General features: G+C 67.0%; 12 protein-coding genes. 6 read left to right on the forward strand and 6 right to left on the reverse strand.

What is annotated here, in order from left to right; genetic code table 11:
* Nucleotides 1-554: 554 nt before the first annotated feature.
* From AAFN89_RS03065 to AAFN89_RS03075, 3 genes are read left to right on the forward strand one after another with little or no spacing between them, the layout of a single operon-like run.
* Nucleotides 555-1,517, forward strand: coding sequence for a homoserine kinase (locus tag AAFN89_RS03065; protein WP_347535776.1), 963 nt, complete (start codon nucleotides 555-557; stop codon nucleotides 1,515-1,517).
* Nucleotides 1,518-1,970 carry a ribonuclease HI gene (rnhA, locus tag AAFN89_RS03070; RefSeq protein WP_347535777.1) on the forward strand — a complete coding sequence of 151 codons (453 nt, stop codon included), beginning with the start codon at nucleotides 1,518-1,520 and terminating at the stop codon, nucleotides 1,968-1,970. It abuts the gene before it with no gap.
* 22 nt (nucleotides 1,971-1,992) lie between these two features.
* On the forward strand, nucleotides 1,993-3,114 hold the full coding sequence (locus AAFN89_RS03075; protein WP_347535778.1) for a mandelate racemase/muconate lactonizing enzyme family protein: 1,122 nt from the start codon (nucleotides 1,993-1,995) through the stop codon (nucleotides 3,112-3,114).
* 423 nt (nucleotides 3,115-3,537) lie between these two features.
* Here AAFN89_RS03075 and treY read toward each other — a convergent pair whose 3' ends face one another.
* The 5 genes from treY to scpA all read right to left on the reverse strand — a co-directional run bounded on the left by treY (nucleotide 3,538) and on the right by scpA (nucleotide 11,975).
* Nucleotides 3,538-6,066, reverse strand: a complete 2,529-nt coding sequence (gene treY / locus AAFN89_RS03080) for a malto-oligosyltrehalose synthase (protein WP_347535779.1) — start codon at nucleotides 6,064-6,066, stop codon at nucleotides 3,538-3,540.
* Entirely contained in the window at nucleotides 6,066-7,787 is a 1,722-nt protein-coding gene (gene treZ / locus AAFN89_RS03085) for a malto-oligosyltrehalose trehalohydrolase (RefSeq protein WP_347535780.1), read from the reverse strand. Before treZ ends, treY begins: the two co-directional genes overlap by 1 nt.
* Nucleotides 7,788-7,933: 146 nt before the next feature.
* On the reverse strand, nucleotides 7,934-8,995 hold the full coding sequence (locus tag AAFN89_RS03090) for a TerC family protein (RefSeq protein WP_347535782.1): 1,062 nt from the start codon (nucleotides 8,993-8,995) through the stop codon (nucleotides 7,934-7,936).
* Between the two features lie 266 nt (nucleotides 8,996-9,261).
* A complete protein-coding gene (locus tag AAFN89_RS03095) occupies nucleotides 9,262-9,756 on the reverse strand; it encodes a hypothetical protein (protein WP_347535784.1) in 495 nt (164 codons plus the stop codon).
* A 62-nt stretch (nucleotides 9,757-9,818) separates the two neighbouring features.
* Nucleotides 9,819-11,975, reverse strand: coding sequence for a methylmalonyl-CoA mutase (gene scpA / locus AAFN89_RS03100; protein ID WP_347535787.1), 2,157 nt, complete (start codon nucleotides 11,973-11,975; stop codon nucleotides 9,819-9,821).
* Between the two features lie 182 nt (nucleotides 11,976-12,157).
* On the opposite strand from scpA, the gene AAFN89_RS03105 reads away from it, so the two are divergent.
* The 3 genes from AAFN89_RS03105 to AAFN89_RS03115 all read left to right on the forward strand — a co-directional run bounded on the left by AAFN89_RS03105 (nucleotide 12,158) and on the right by AAFN89_RS03115 (nucleotide 13,460).
* Nucleotides 12,158-12,514 (forward strand): hypothetical protein, encoded by a 357-nt coding sequence (locus AAFN89_RS03105; protein WP_347535789.1) that lies wholly within the window; start codon nucleotides 12,158-12,160, stop codon nucleotides 12,512-12,514.
* A gap of 121 nt (nucleotides 12,515-12,635) precedes the next feature.
* A complete protein-coding gene (locus AAFN89_RS03110) occupies nucleotides 12,636-12,974 on the forward strand; it encodes a ribbon-helix-helix domain-containing protein (protein ID WP_347535791.1) in 339 nt (112 codons plus the stop codon).
* Between the two features lie 171 nt (nucleotides 12,975-13,145).
* Entirely contained in the window at nucleotides 13,146-13,460 is a 315-nt protein-coding gene (locus AAFN89_RS03115) for an EthD family reductase (protein WP_347535793.1), read from the forward strand.
* Nucleotides 13,461-13,534: 74 nt separating this feature from the next.
* On the opposite strand, the gene AAFN89_RS03120 is transcribed toward AAFN89_RS03115, so the two are convergent.
* On the reverse strand, nucleotides 13,535-14,440 hold the full coding sequence (locus AAFN89_RS03120; RefSeq protein WP_347535795.1) for a TIGR01459 family HAD-type hydrolase: 906 nt from the start codon (nucleotides 14,438-14,440) through the stop codon (nucleotides 13,535-13,537).
* Nucleotides 14,441-14,483: the final 43 nt, after the last annotated feature.

A 14,483-nucleotide genomic window follows, 5' to 3' on the forward strand; every position in this document is an offset into this window, starting at 1 on the left:
GGCCGACCGTCGAAAAGGCCGGCTGCATCGATGAAATCGATCCCGTGCTTGTCGAGATTGCCGAACCTCTTGGCTTCGTCCCATTCAAAGCGCATTCAGCAATGATGTACATATATTATGTACATGACCATCAAAAAAGGCCGAACCGTTGACGCAGCGCGGGAATCCGGCGGGAGAGCCTTCCAAGCACCGCCCCCCTCCTCCTCATGGTGAGCCTGTCGAAGGATGAGGTGTGCAACCGGGAACATTCCTGACAGTCAATCCGACTGGGGTTCGTGAGCCGGTTTGGAGTGGGCGTCGGAATCGGCCGAGGCTGTGCCCGGTTTCGCGCCGTCGGTGATGGGGCGAGGGCCTATGGATTCCCGATCAAGTCGGGAATGACCAACAAAGGGGAAGAGCCGCCCTTCTCCCTCATGGTGAGCCTGTCGAACCATGTGGGCCCGCACCTTTCGACAGGCACAAGGTGAGGAATCTTTTCAAAAGTTCGGAATGACCGAAAGAGAAAAAGGCCGAACCGTTGACGCGGCGCGGGAATCCCCGCACATAGCCGGGCCATGGCGGTCTATACCGAAGTCAGCGACGAGGAGGTCGATGCGTTTCTCGCCCAGTACGATCTGGGCGCGGTCGTGTCGTTGAAGGGCATCGCGGAGGGGGTGGAGAATTCCAACTACCTGCTCCAGACCGATCGCGGCAGCTTCATCCTGACGCTCTACGAGAAGCGCGTGGCCGAGGGGGATCTGCCGTTCTTCCTGGGGCTGATGGAGCATCTGGCCGAACGCGGCGTCGCCTGCCCGACGCCGATCGCAGGGCGTGATGGCAAGGCTCTCCGCCGGCTGTCGGGGCGTCCGGCCGCGATCATCAGCTTCCTGGAAGGGCTGTGGCCCCGGCGCATCCAGAACCGCCATTGCGCGGAGCTGGGCGGGGCGCTGGCGCGGTTCCACCTGGCCGGGGCGGATTTCCCGATGACCCGCCGGAACAACCTCTCCGTCCCCGACTGGCGGCCGCTGTTCCTGAAATCGGCCGGCCGGGCGCATGAGGTGCAGCCGGGGCTGGCGCAGCTTCTGGACGAGGAGCTGGACCATCTGGAGGCGCGCTGGCCGAAGGACCTTCCGATCGGGCTGATCCATGCCGATCTCTTCCCCGACAACGTGTTCTTCAAGGGCGAGCACTTAAGCGGGCTGATCGATTTCTATTTCGCCTGCACCGACGCGCTGGCCTACGATCTGGCGATCTGCATGAACGCCTGGTGCTTCGAGCCGGACGGGCAGTTCAACGTGACCAAGGCCAGGCTGCTGCTGTCGAACTACCGCAAGGTCCGGCCCTTCTCCGACGCGGAGCTGGAGGCCCTGCCGTTGCTGGCGCGCGGGTGCGCCATGCGCTTCCTGCTGACCCGGCTTTATGACTGGCTGCACCATCCGCCGGGGGCCTTCGTGAAACCGAAGGACCCGCTGGAATATCTGAGAAGACTTCGCTTCCACCAGCAGGTGGACGGCCCCGGCGCCTATGGGCTCGATTAGATGATGCTGAAAACCAAGGTCCAGATCTTCACCGACGGCGCGTGCTCCGGCAATCCGGGGCCGGGCGGCTGGGGGGCCGTGCTGCGCTGGGGCGACACGGAGCGGGAGCTCTATGGCGGGGAGCGTGAGACGACCAACAACCGCATGGAGCTGATGGCCGCGATCAGCGCGCTGGAAGCCCTGAAGCGCCCGGTCGAGGCCGACCTGACCACCGACAGCCAGTATGTCCGCAAGGGCATCACGGAATGGATGCGGAACTGGAAGGCGCGGGGCTGGATGACCGCCGACCGGAAGCCGGTCAAGAACAAGGAACTGTGGCAGAGGCTGGAGGCGGCGATGACGCCCCACAAGGTCGACTGGCACTGGGTGAAGGGCCATGCCGGACACCCCGAGAACGAACGGGCCGACGAGCTGGCCCGCCGCGCGATCAAGGAGATGATCGCCACCGCCTGAACGAAACCGGAAGGTTCCCCCAATGAAGATCACAAGGATCGCGGTCGAGCACCGCGAGATCCCGCTAGACCCGCCCTTCCCGCCTTCCTGGGACAGCCGGCCGCGCACCCGCTTCGCCGCCACGATCACGCGGGTGGAGACCGATGAGGGGCTGGTCGGCGTCGGGTCCGGCGACCTGATGCTGGGGCTGGAGGGGCATGAGGATCTGTTCGTCGGCCAGGATCCGCGCGACCTGGACCGGCATTTCCGGGTGATCGAGAATCTGTCCTTCCATTACGGCCGCTGCTGGCCGCTGGATTTCGCCCTCTGGGACATTGCCGCGCAGGCGGCAGGCCTGCCGGTCTGGCGGCTGCTGGGCGGATGTTCGCCGCGAGTCCGGCTCTACGCCTCCTCCGGCGTGCTGCGCGCGCCCGAGGCGCTGGCCGAGCAGGCGGAGCGGTTCGTCGCCGAAGGCTTCCCGGCCATGAAGATACGCTTCCACCGCGCCGACTGGCGGGACGACGTGAAGGCGCTGGAGACGGTGCGGAAGGCCGTCGGCGACAGGATCGCGATCATGGTCGACTGCAACCAGGCCTGGCGCATGCCGTGGGACGTGAAGCCGGCCTGGACGCTGAAGGACGCGCTGGCCGTCGCCCGGCATCTGGAGGATCTGGACGTCTACTGGATGGAGGAGCCGCTGCACCGCGCCGACATCGACGGCATGGCGAGTTTACGGAAGATGACCCGGCTGCGCATCGCCGGCGGCGAGATGGCGCGGGAGATGCACGATATCGACCGGCTGATCGACGGCGTCGGCACCGGCCGGGCGGTGGATATCCTGCAGCCGGACGCGGCCGTGATCGGCGGCATCACCGGCCTGTCGCGGATCGCCCGCACGGCGCAGGCGCGCGGCGTCACCTTCACGCCCCACACCTGGGGCAACGGGCTGGGCCTTCTGGCCAACGCCCATCTGGTCGCCGGCACGGTGGGCGGCGATCCCGAGGCCGGCGGCGGCTGCCCCTGGCTGGAATGGCCCCACGACCCGCCGGAATGGTCCGCCGCCAACGGCCGCGACTTCCTGCTGGCGGAGGAACTGACCGCCGACGGCAAGGGCTTCTATACCCTTCCCGACAAGCCGGGCTGGGGGGTGGGTCTGGCGGGGTGAGGACCTTCTCTCACCGCCGGTGAAGAAGTGGATACAGTTCCGCCGGCATCAACGCCGCATGGATGCTGGATCAAGTCCAGCATGACATTGTTTTTATTGGTCATTCCCGACCCCGATCGGGAATCCAGCGGCCTTGCCCCCTCCGCCTTCGCCGGACACCGCGAAGGCCCCGCAGCCAAGGCACCTGGATGCCGGGTCGGGGCCCGGCATGACGGCGATTTTGGGTGGCTCTCGGACCGCCGAAAGATCGGGCACACATGGTTCGACAGGCTCACCATGAGGTTCCTTTGTTGGTCATTCCCGACCCTGATCGGGAATCCAGCGGCCTTGCCCCCTCCGCCTTCGCCGGACACCGCGAAGGCCCTGCGGCCAAGGCGCCTGGATGCCGGGTCGGGGCCCAGCATGACGAATTTTGGAGAGGCGTCAGCGGCCGATCACCGCGACCAGGGGCAGGGTTCGGGCCGGGAAGGTCAGGCCGGTGGCGGTCGTCTCTACCGTGGCGGGGCCGAGGATGGGGTCGACCGTTGCGGCCGACATCGTGATCCGCGCCTTTCCTTTTCGCGCCTCGCGGCGCACGGGGACGGCGACCAGGATGCCGGTCGGGCCCGTCATGCGGGCGAAGGCGAGGATGCCGTCGCCGGCCTCCAGCGGTTCATAGAGCCCTTCCGCGAAGATTTCCGGGAGGCGGGCGCGGAGGTCGAGCAGCGCGCGGATCGTCCGCTGCTTTTCGGCGTCCGGGCCGGAATCGCCCGGACCGTCCAGGCTCGCCTCCCGCGCCGCCCAATCGACAGGCCGGCGGTTGTCCGGATCGACCAGAACATGCTCCCGATATTCCGAGCCGCGATAGATGTCCGGCACGCCCGGCAGGGTGAGCTGGAGCACCGTCTGGGCGATGCCGTTGGCGCGGCCGTCGGCGTCGAGCCGGCGGACAAGCTTCGCCATCTCCCCGCGAAAGCCGTCCGCCTCCGGAACCTCCAGCAGCGCCCGCGCGAAATCGAGAAGCGCCGCCTCGTACCGCGCGTCGGGCTTCGACCATGAGGAGCGGCGCTTGGCCTCCCTCACCGCCTTGGTCAGATATTCCGCGATCCGGTCGGGTGCGACCGGCCAGACGCCGAACAGGGTCTGGTAGACCAGCTCCTCATCCAGCGCGTCGGGCATCAGGCTGTCATCGTCCTTCAGCTTCCGGTTGGCCTTGCGCCACCGGTTGACGGCCGCGATCCAGTCCTCCGGGACCTCGCTCAACAAATTCAGCCGGGCGCGGGTATCGGCGCCGCGCTTGGTGTCGTGGGTCGACAGCGGGATCAGGCTGCCGGCATGGGCATAAGCCTGAACGGCGCGATGGAAATCGTCGATGGTGATGGCGGGAACGTGGAGGTGGCTGCCGACCTCATTCACCGAGGCGAGGATGATGGAGCGGTAAAGCTCGGTATCCTCATAGCCCTTGGCCATTGCGGGGCCGGTGAGCTGCTGCATCCGCCGCACGAACTCCTGCCGGTCGGAATCGTCCCCTGGCGACAGCCACCAGTCGCGGATCATCGCCAGCGCGGCCGCCGCGCGTCCTTTCAGCGTCGAAAGCGCGGTCGCCACCGCCCGGTCGATCAGCGCCTGGTCCTCAGGCCCAGCCTCCTCGTTCACATAGCTGCGATAGACCGGGAAGGCGACGGCCAACTCCAGGATGGCGGCGCGCAGGCTGACGGCGGAGGGCGCGTTGCCCCCTTCGGCTTCCTTCCCCGCGATCCGGCGCGCCACGCCGGTCAGCACCCTGATTTCGGTCGGGAACATGGTCTTGAGCACCTGCCGTTTGGCGGATGCCGTCCGTTCCGCCGCGTCGCCCTCCAGCCCGTCCGCCCGTCGGCGCTCCTTCAAGGCATCATAGCCGGCGGGATCGACGAACAGCCGGTTGATGAGGTTCAGCGTCTCGTACCCCGTCGTGCCGTCGACCGGCCAGGGACGCAGCGCCTCGTCCTCGCCCAATATCTTCTCGACATGGATCGTGGCGTCCGGCCCGACCCGCGACCGCAGCCTGTCGCAATAGCCCTCGGGATCGGCCAGCCCGTCGATATGATCGACCCTGAGCCCATCCACCAGCCCTTCCCGAACCAGCCCCACCGGCAGCCGGTGGACGGCGTCGAACACGGCCGGTTCCTCCACCCGCAGGCCGGCAAGCTGCGTCACATCGAAGAACCGGCGGTAGTTCAGCTCCGCCACGCCGGTCCGCCAATAGACGAACCGGAAATGCTGGTCCGACAGAAGCTCGGCGAGCCGGTCCGGCCCTTCCATCCGGGCCAGCGCCGCCTCCACCGCCTCGGCATTCTCCCGCAGGAGAGAGCGCGCGGCCCTGATGTCGCGCACCCGGAGCGGGCCTTTCTCCAGCGCCATCCAGGCCTTGGCGGCGTCGGCCGCCCCACCCTTGCGCAGCAGCAGGGCGACACTGCGGGGCCGCAGCGGCGCATGTTCGTCCCCATAGGCGACGACGACCCGCCCGGCGGACCGGTCGAAGCGGAGCTTCAGCCTATCGTCGGCCAGCGCCTTCTCCAGATCCTCCCCCAGGAAGGGCAGGACGAGTGGGCCGCGCGACCAGTCTATGTCGAAGAATTTGGCGTCCCGCGACCGGCGGCCGAACTCCAGCACGTTCAGCCAGCGCGCGTTGGATGATCCGCCGACGCCGGCATGGTTGGGCACGATGTCGAGGATGATTCCCATCCCGGCCTCGTGCAGCGCGTCGGCCAGCCTGCGGAAACCGGCCTCGCCGCCCAGCGCCGGATTGATCGCCTCATGGTCGACGATGTCGTAGCCATGGGCCGACATGGGCTGCGCCGCGAAGATCGGCGAGGCGTAGAGATGGCTCACCCCCAGCTTCCTGAAATAGGGGACGAGGCGTTCGGCGTCGGCGAAGGTGAAGTCGTTGTTGAACTGGACGCGGTAGGTCGCGCGGAGTGGCCGTTTCGGCATCATGACCTCCACAACGCGCCGGACCAGGGGCCGAGCCGCCCCGGTTCGACCCGCCCGATGGCAGCCACGGGATCGCTGCGCCCGACCCCGGTCGGACCTTCCGTTTCCGACAGGTTGAGCGCCATGACGAGCTTACCGCCATCGAAGCGCCACTCGCATTCCACGACGCCGCCTTCCGCACTGGCGTCGGCGCCCCGGAAGGCGCCGGCCAGCAGCGGGACGATGTGCGTCTTTCTGAGGCCGATCAGCGCCTTGACGCGGGCCAGCGCCGTCTGGCCTTCGGACGTCCAGGTCTCCGACCAGTCCAGCTTCGCGGACTCGAAGGTCGATGGGCTGAGAGGGTCCGGAATGTCGTCGCCAGAGAAGGTGGAGAAGCCGGAGAATTCCTTCCGCCGGCCTTCGCGGACCAGTTGGCCGAACTCCTCCTCGAAATCGCAGAAATAGGGAAAGCGCCGGCGGGTCGCGAACTCCTCCCCCATGAACAGCATCGGGATCTGCGGCGACAGCAGCAGGGCGAAGCAGGCGAGGTCCAGCCGCTCCGGCGCGGCCAGTTCGGCCAGCCTCTCCCCGAACGCGCGGTTGCCCACCTGGTCGTGATTCTGCAGGAAGCTGACGAAGGATCGGGGATGGAGATGGCCGGAAGGCTCCCCGCGCGGCGCGCCGTCGCGGTTCGGCGTCGGTTCTCCCTGATAAGCGAAGCCTTCGGCCAGCACCCGGGCGGTCCGCTTCGCCGTATCGTCGGCATAGGCGCGGTAATAGCCTTCATGCTCGCCGGTCAGCGCAACATGGAAGACATGGTGGAAATCATCGTTCCACTGGGCATCGAAGGCCGATCCGCCGCCGAGCAGGCTCGCCTCGTTATGGTCGTTCTCCAGGATGAGGTGCGGTTGCGGGTCGATGGCGCGCAGCCGGCGGGCGAGGTCGTCCAGGAAAAGCCGCCTTCCCGGGCCTTCGAAGGCGTGGACGGCGTCGAAGCGCAGCCCGTCGAAGCCATATTCCTCGATCCAGTAGGCGGCGTTCTCCACGAAGAAGGCGCGCACCTCCTCCCGCTCGAAATCGATCGCGCTGCCCCAGGGGGTGGAGAATTCATCCGTGAAGAAGGCCCCGGCATAGGAGGGGAGGTAGTTCCCCACCGGGCCGAAATGGTTGTAGACGACATCAAGATAGAGCTGCAGCCCGCGTTCGTGCGCGGCATCGATCAGCCGGCGAAGGTCGTCGGGCGTTCCGTAGCTTTCGTCCGGCGCGAAGGGCAGCACCCCGTCATAGCCCCAGTTCCGCGCGCCGGGGAAATCCGCGACCGGCAGCAGTTCCAGCGCCGTGACGCCGAGCGCCGCGTAATGGTCCAGCCTGCCGGCCAGCGCGGCGAACGTCCCTTCCGGCGTCGCCGCGCCGACATGGACCTCCACGATCACGGCCTCATGCCAGGGCCGCGCGGGCTTCGAGACCCTGGCTGCCGGCGGGACCGTCACCACCGACGCGCCCTCGACATCGCCCTTCTGCCGGCGGGTGGCCGGGTCGGGCACGGTCCCGCCGTCAATGGAGAAGCGATAGGCGAGGCCCGGCCCGGCCCCGACGACGGCCAGTTCGAAATGCCCGCCGCCTCTGTCCGTCATGGGCAGCGCCCGGTCGCCGATCAGGAGGTCCACGGCGTCGGCGCCGGGCGCCCAGAGGCGGAACCGGACGCCGTCTTCGTCCACCTCCGGTCCATATCGGTAGGTCAAGGTCGCGTTCCCGTTGCGGTGGCGTCTTGCGGAAGCGACTCTTAACAGTCGCCCGCCGGCCGTGTTCCGCCGGGGCCGACGTTTGTCGACACACCCGGCAAGAGGTCGAAGCCGCGCCGGCATAGCCGGCGCGGCAACATACTGCTTCAAGGCCCCTGCGAAGAGCGGACGCTATCCGATGTCGTCTGCTCGCTGTGCGCCGGATCGTCGGCATCCATGCCTACCGGCCATTCGGGCTCCGGTGCGCCGCGCGTCTTCCACAGCGAGTAGCCGATGCCGGCGGCGATCAGCGCAAAGGTGACGCCGAGGCTCAGTGCGGGCGGGAACTTGTCGCCGCCCAGCAGGAAGTCGGCGATGAAGATCTTCGCGCCGATGAACACTAAGACCGCGGCCAGCGCGTATTTCAGGTAGTGGAAGCGATGCACCATCGCCGCGAGCGCGAAGTACAGCGCGCGCAGGCCGAGGATGGCCATGATGTTCGACGTGTAGACGATGAAGGTGTCCGTCGTGATCGCGAAGATGGCCGGAACGCTGTCCACCGCGAAGACGAGGTCGGCCAGGTTGATCACCACGAGCGCCAGGAACAGGGGCGTGGCCGCCAAGACCAGCTTTCCCGACGCGGGATCGGCCGTGCGCACGAAGAAGCGCTGCCCGTGCAGATCGCGTGTCACCGGCATGTGCTTGGAGATGAACCGCACCGCCGGGTTGTTCGCCACCTCCATCGGCTGGTCGCCGGCGAAGAACATCTTCACGCCGGTGAAGATCAGGAAGGCGGCAAAGATGTAGAGCACCCAGTAGGCTTCGTTCACCAGCGCGGCGCCGCCGGCGATCATCAAACCGCGCAGCACGATGACGGCGACGATGCCCCAGAGCAGGGCCCGGTACTGATACTTCGCTGGGATAGCGAAATAGGAGAAGATGAGGCTGATCACGAAGACGTTGTCGATCGACAGCGCCTTTTCGATGAAGAAGCCGGTGAAGTACTGCATGCCGGGCTCCGACCCCCGAGCATACCAGACCCACGCGCCGAACAAGAGCGCGATGCCGATGTAGAAGGCGGAGAGCTTCAGGCTTTCGCGGATGCCCATCTCTCGGTCCTCCTTGTGGAGGATGCCGAGGTCGAAGGCGGTGAGGGCGACAACCAGCCCCAGAAAGGCCAGCCAGAACCAGGCAGGGGTGCCGAGCCAGTCGGCGAAAAGAAACTCCACGGTATCGCTCCTCTCGATGGATGACGTCGATCGGAACGAGGAGACGTGGGACTGGCGGTTCAGCGTCGGGCCGTCACAGCATCGGATCGTTCCGATGCGGTCCGACATGACGGGGCTTGTTCAGCAACCGCCAGAGGGGCCCGGTCCGCAGGTATCAGATAGCGATTGGGGCGCCGGGTTCAACGGCGTCCACGATTTTTTCGTGGCTGACAGCGGACTGTCGCTAAACCACCAGTCTCAGCCGTTCGCGCTCATGGGTTCACGCCCTAGAACCCGATCGCCTCGCGGGGCACCGTCTCGATCACGCCAATTATGAAATCGATGGTTCTGCCGTCGCTGGAGAGCGGGCAGTCCACGCTTTCGAAGGCGATGTAATCCTTGTTGTGGTGGTTGAGCGTGCCCCGGCAGCGATAGGCCCGGCCGGTCTTCACGATCATGCCGTAATGCTGGTGGGTCGCGCGGGAACGCTGGTGGGTCAGCACGCCGCGGCCGGTCTTGCCGGCGCCGAAGATCCGCTTCACCGACTCGCCGTGGATCTTCACCACGAAATCGTCGCCCTGGGCCTCGATCAAATAGAGATCGGCCGCCAGCGCGCCATGGTCGAGAATGTCGAAGGACGACCGCAGAGGGATTCCGGAAGCCGCCCTCTCCCGCCACCACGCCGCCAGTTGGGCGACCTTAGCGGAGACGAAGGCGGTGTGGTCGGTCAGCGGCTCCTTGACGATATGGTCGATGACCGATGGCGGCGGTGGCGTGGGCATCCTGTCCCGTCTCCTCTCCTGATGGCGGCCGCCGTCCCCCTCGTCCTTGAGGGCGGGGAGCGTTACTCCGCCGCCTGGCGCGTCCGGCGGATGATTCCCAATATCTCATGGGCGGCGGTCGGGATGTTGGTGCCGGGACCGTAGATCGCGCTGGCGCCGGCCTTCAGCAGGCCGTCATAATCCTGGGGCGGGATGACGCCGCCGCAGACCACCAGTATGTCTTCGGCCCCTTCCTTCCTCAGCGCATCCAGCAGCGCCGGCACCAGCGTCCTGTGCCCGGCGGCCTGGCTGGAGACGCCGACGACATGGACATCGTTCTCGATCGCCTGGCGCGCCGCCTCCTCCGGCGTCTGGAACAGGGGCCCGATATCGACGTCGAAGCCGATATCGGCGAAGGAGGTGGCGATGACCTTCGCGCCCCGATCGTGCCCGTCCTGGCCCAGCTTCACGACCAGCAGGCGCGGCCGGCGGCCTTCCTCCGCCACGAAGGCGTCAATGTCGTCCCGGATGCGGCGGAAGCCCTCGTCGCCCTCATAGGCCGACCCATAGATTCCGGAGACGGAGCGGATGACCGCGCGATGGCGGGTGAAGATTTTCTCCAGCGCGTCGGAGATCTCCCCCACCGTCGCCCGCGCCCGCGTCGCGGCGACCGCGAGGTCCAGCAGATTGCCCTCGCCCGCCCGCGCCGCGTCGGTCAGCGCGTCGAGCGCCCGGCTGCACGCGTCGGCATCGCGGCTTTCGCGGATCTTCTTCAGCCGCGCCACCTGGGATTCCCGCACGCGGCTGTTGTCGATGTCCAGCACCTCCACCTTCTCCGGGTCGGCGACGGTGTATTTGTTGACGCCGACGATCGTCTCCTCCCCCCTGTCGATGCGGGCCTGGCGGAGGGTGGCGGATTCCTCGATCCGCAGTTTCGGCATGCCGGATTCGACGGCCTTCGTCATGCCGCCCATCTCCTCCACCTCCCCGATCAGCGCCCTGGCGGCGTCGGCCAGATCGTGGGTCAGCGCCTCCACGTAATAGGAGCCGCCAAGGGGATCGACGACGCGCGGCACGCCCGTCTCCTCCGCCAGGATGAGCTGGGTGTTCCGCGCGATGCGGGCGGAGAAGGGGGTGGGCAGGCCCAGCGCCTCGTCGAAGGCGTTGGTGTGGAGCGACTGGGTGCCGCCCAGCACGGCGGCCATCGCCTCGACCGTCGTGCGCACGATGTTGTTGTGGGGGTCCTGCTCCGTCAGGCTGACGCCGGAGGTCTGGCAATGGGTCCGCAGCATCAGCGATTGCGGTTTCTTCGGCGCGAACTTCTCCGCCATCAGCTCCGCCCACAGAAGGCGGGCGGCGCGCAGCTTCGCGATCTCCATGAAGAAATCCATGCCGATCGCGAAGAAGAAAGAGAGCCGGGGCGCGAAGGCGTCGACATCCAGCCCCCGCGCCTGCGCGGCGCGGACATATTCCAGCCCGTCGGCCAGCGTGAAGGCCAGTTCCTGCACCGCCGTCGCGCCGGCTTCCTGCATGTGGTAGCCGGAGATGGAGACGGAGTTGAAGCGCGGCATCCTTTCCGCCGTATAGGCGATGATGTCGGCCACGATCCGCATGGAGGGTTCCGGCGGGTAGATATAGGTGTTCCGGACCATGAACTCCTTGAGGATGTCGTTCTGGATGGTGCCGGCCAGCTTCTCCGGCCCCACCCCCTGCTCCTCCGCCGCGACGATGTAGCCGGCCAGCACCGGCAGCACCGCGCCGTTCATGGTCATGGAGACGGACATCTCGTCCAGCGGGATGCCGTCGAACAGGATCTTCATGTCCTCCACGCTGTCGATCGCCACGCCGGCCTTGCCGACATCGCCGACGACGCGCGGATGGTCGCTGTCGTAGCCCCGGTGGGTCGCCAAGTCGAAGGCGACCGACAGCCCCTTCTGACCGCCGGCGAGGTTCGCCCGGTAGAAGGCGTTGGAGTCCTCCGCCGTGGAGAAGCCGGCATATTGCCGGATCGTCCAGGGCCGGTTGGCGTACATCGTCGCCCTGGGCCCGCGCGTATAGGGGAAGAAGCCGGGCAGGCTGTCGGCGTCGGGCAGGCCGGCTGTGTCGTCCGCGGTATAGAGCGGCTTGATCGTCAGCCCTTCCGGCGTCGTCCGCTCCAGGCTTTCCGCGGGGCGATCCCGCAATTCGCGAGCCGCCGCCTCCCGCCAATCCTTCACCGTCGGTTTTGCGCGATCCGTCATGTCCTGGCCTTGGTCCTTCAATTCCGGGCCTTCAATTCCGGCGGTTCCGGATGCCGGGACCACTATACAGGGCCGGACGAAGGCCAGTCCAATGCGGGACGGTTTTCGGGCCTTCCGGCGAAACCTAATGCCCGCTATCCCGTTTTGACAGGAGAACAACCTGGCGGAGAGGGAGGACGACCATGCGGCGATCTTGGATAGCGGGGGGTCTCGCGGCGCTGGCGCTGGCGGGGTGCGGAAGCGCGGGCGGCGATGGCGTGACGAGCATGCAGGACCAGCCCATGGGTGGCTTCGGCCTTCAGGGCGCGTCGGCGCAGGAGCTTCGGCAATGCGCCGGAGAGCCGGAGGAGGTCGCCCGCAGCGTCACCGAGGATACCGACGAGACCTGGAGCTACACCGCCGACGGCCCTGCCGGCTTCTGCCGGGCGCAATTCACGATCCGGAACAATGAGGTGGCGACGCTGCGCTACACTGGCCGGTCCAACAACGATCTGGCGGATCTGTCGGCCTGCCAGCCGATCGTCGGCGACTGCCCGTGAGCATTGCCGGGGCGCTCGATGGCATGCGTCTAAAATTGATTCATGCTAATTAGGGTGGAAGATATCCCCGAGTCGTCCTAACCAGAGGCTGCCGGACCATCTCGATATGAATCATTCATCCATGAGCAAGGTGACCGGCGCGAACCCACGCCCGATGGGAATGAAGTCGCAGGACCTTCCCCCCATATGCCGCAACGTCGTCGTCGCCGGCCGCCGCACCAGCATCCGGATGGAGCCGCTGATGTGGACGAGCGTGGACGAGATCTGTGCGCGGGAGGACCTGACGCTCCATGAGCTGTGCACGAAGCTGGACGGGATGCGGGGCGGGAACGGGCTGACGGCCGCCCTGCGCCTCTTCATCGTCGGCTACTACCGCACCTGGAGCGCCGGGGCCGCCGCCGACAGGGACTCCGCCGGCGCAAACCTCAAGGCCGCTTTCAGGGTCTTTCGGCCGGCCTAGTGTTCCGACTCAAGCACTTCCGTGCCGTCGCCACCCGCTTTGAAAAGCACAGCGAAAACTACCTTTCTCTCGTCAAACCCGCTTCAGCCAAAATCTGGTTGCGCTTTATGAGTTGGCGACCCAGAAAGGCCCCTCGGACGCTCGGAGAGGCGTTCAGGCAGGAGCCCGACCATGATCAAGATGAGCGTCTACTATCCGGCCGATGGCGGCTCGAAGTTCGATCACGACTACTACCGCACCCGCCACATGCCACTGATCCAGGAACGGCTCGGCGATGCCTGCCTGCGATACGAGATCGATAAGGGCCTTGCGGGTCGCGAACCTGGAAGCGCGCCGGAGTTCGTCGCGGCGTGCCACGTCTACTCGCCGACACTGGGGACATTCCAGGAGGCGCTCGGTCCCCACGCTGCGGAGATCCGCGCGGACGTCGCCAACTATACGGACATCGCGCCCATCGTACAGTTCAGTGAAATCGTTGAAAGGTAAGGGGCTTCGGCGCGTCAGGCGCAGCTTTCAAGGCCTGGTTCCCCGAGCGTTGAAACCATCGCACAAGAAATTCCCTACCAGATGAAGGCCGGTCCGACCCAGGTCGGATGCGCGTTCTCCGCCCGGCCGGCTTCGGCGATCCGGTCCAGCGCCGGCCCATCGCCGGGCGCGGCCGCGAACTCCTCAGCATGGATGCCGCCCAGCAGCAGCAGGCTGTCGATGCCGGCGGCGTTCGCGCCGGCCACGTCGGTCCGCAGGCTGTCGCCGACGCCCAGGATGCGCGACCGGTCGGAGATGCCGAGGAGATCGAAGCAGCGCCGGTAGACCGGCGCGTGCGGCTTGCCGTGATAGGCGACGCGTCCGCCCAGGCTTTCGTAATGGGCGGCCAGGGTCGCTGCGCAGATGACCTTCCGCGTGCCGATCATGACGACCAGGTCGGGATTGGCGCAGACCATGGGCAGATCATGCGCGGCGGCTTCCGCCAGGGCCGCCGCGTAATCCTCCACCGTCTCGCTGTTGTCGTCGATGCCGGTGCACAGAACGAAGGTCGCGTCCTGCGCCCGGTCGACCATGGTGAGGCCCACGCCCTCATGCACGTCGTCGTCGCGGGGCGGCCCGATATGGAGGCAGCGGTCGCCGAGCGCGGCGTGGAAATCGTCCGGCGGGGAGAGGAACGCCTCGTGCGTCGCCTCGCCGGAGGTCATCAGATGATCGTATGCGTCGGCGGGGATGCCGATCTCCGCCAGCCGCCGCGCGACGCTGTCGATGCGGCGCGGCGCGTTGGACAGGAGGCACACCGACTTCCCCTCCCGGCGCAGCGCCGCAAGGCAGTCCACCGCCCCCGGATAGGGCGCGTGCCCGTCATGAAGCACCCCCCACAGATCGACGATCAGCCCGTCATAGCGGCCGGCGACGGCGCTGAGCCCTTCGACATGGACGGGCGGGGCGGGCGGCGGGGAGGCGTTCATCTGGATCGTCATGGCGCGCGCCTTGTGCCATGGAGGCCGGGGAAGCGCAATTCCC

This window comes from Inquilinus sp. CAU 1745 (assembly GCF_039839375.1).
In the GTDB taxonomy this organism is placed as follows: Bacteria; Pseudomonadota; Alphaproteobacteria; order DSM-16000; family Inquilinaceae; genus JBDOQU01.

Excerpts from the sequence above, each read along its gene's own strand:
- AAFN89_RS03065 (WP_347535776.1), top strand. The coding sequence starts at position 555 with ATGGCGGTCTATACCGAAGTCAGCGACGAGGAGGTCGATGCGTTTCTC.
- rnhA (WP_347535777.1), top strand. The coding sequence starts at position 1,518 with ATGATGCTGAAAACCAAGGTCCAGATCTTCACCGACGGCGCGTGCTCC.
- AAFN89_RS03075 (WP_347535778.1), top strand. The coding sequence starts at position 1,993 with ATGAAGATCACAAGGATCGCGGTCGAGCACCGCGAGATCCCGCTAGAC.
- treY (WP_347535779.1), bottom strand. The coding sequence starts at position 6,066 with ATGCCGAAACGGCCACTCCGCGCGACCTACCGCGTCCAGTTCAACAAC.
- AAFN89_RS03095 (WP_347535784.1), bottom strand. The coding sequence starts at position 9,756 with ATGCCCACGCCACCGCCGCCATCGGTCATCGACCATATCGTCAAGGAG.
- scpA (WP_347535787.1), bottom strand. The coding sequence starts at position 11,975 with ATGACGGATCGCGCAAAACCGACGGTGAAGGATTGGCGGGAGGCGGCG.
- AAFN89_RS03105 (WP_347535789.1), top strand. The coding sequence starts at position 12,158 with ATGCGGCGATCTTGGATAGCGGGGGGTCTCGCGGCGCTGGCGCTGGCG.
- AAFN89_RS03110 (WP_347535791.1), top strand. The coding sequence starts at position 12,636 with ATGAGCAAGGTGACCGGCGCGAACCCACGCCCGATGGGAATGAAGTCG.
- AAFN89_RS03115 (WP_347535793.1), top strand. The coding sequence starts at position 13,146 with ATGATCAAGATGAGCGTCTACTATCCGGCCGATGGCGGCTCGAAGTTC.
- AAFN89_RS03120 (WP_347535795.1), bottom strand. The coding sequence starts at position 14,440 with ATGACGATCCAGATGAACGCCTCCCCGCCGCCCGCCCCGCCCGTCCAT.